Annotated in this window: 5 tRNA genes; all 5 read left to right on the top strand. The window is 50.5% G+C overall.

Features of this window, described 5'->3' with window-relative positions:
* Window positions 1-98: 98 nt before the first annotated feature.
* Window positions 99-171: transfer RNA gene (locus FD01_RS12795), tRNA-Lys, on the top strand.
* A gap of 23 nt (window positions 172-194) precedes the next feature.
* Window positions 195-276 (top strand) — tRNA-Leu (locus tag FD01_RS12790).
* A gap of 24 nt (window positions 277-300) precedes the next feature.
* Window positions 301-373 (top strand) — tRNA-Thr (locus FD01_RS12785).
* A gap of 19 nt (window positions 374-392) precedes the next feature.
* Window positions 393-464 (top strand) — tRNA-Gly (locus FD01_RS12780).
* A gap of 10 nt (window positions 465-474) precedes the next feature.
* Window positions 475-560: transfer RNA gene (locus FD01_RS12775), tRNA-Leu, on the top strand.
* Window positions 561-566: the final 6 nt, after the last annotated feature.

Genomic DNA, 566 nt, shown 5'->3' with positions numbered 1-566 from the left:
GGAGAGCGTCTGCCTTACAAGCAGAGGGTCACAGGTTCGAGCCCTGTATCCTCCATCGGATCCAGCGCATGGATCCAGGATCTGAATAGGTCCAGCATGAGCCGTTAGCTCAGTTGGTAGAGCATCTGACTTTTAATCAGAGGGTCGACAGTTCGAGCCTGTCACGGCTCATTTCCATTAGTTCCATAATGTCTGCGGGTGTGGCGGAACTGGCAGACGCGCTAGATTTAGGTTCTAGTGGTTTATACCGTGGGGGTTCGAGTCCCTTCACCCGCATCAGCAGTATATTTTTATATTTTCGCCGACTTAGCTCAGCTGGCAGAGCATCTCACTAGTAATGAGGAGGTCGGAGGTTCGAATCCTCTAGTCGGCAGTACAATTGAATATTTAATGCGGAAGTAGTTCAGTGGTAGAACATCACCTTGCCATGGTGGGGGTCGCGAGTTCGAATCTCGTCTTCCGCTTTTCATTTATGCCGGGATGGCGAAACTGGTAGACGCACAGGACTTAAAATCCTGCGGTTAGTGATAACCGTGTCGGTTCGAACCCGACTCTCGGCATTTATG

The organism is Lacticaseibacillus manihotivorans DSM 13343 = JCM 12514, assembly GCF_001435035.1.
Lineage (GTDB): Bacteria > Bacillota > Bacilli > Lactobacillales > Lactobacillaceae > Lacticaseibacillus > Lacticaseibacillus manihotivorans.
This window is presented reverse-complemented; position numbering and strand designations above follow the sequence as displayed.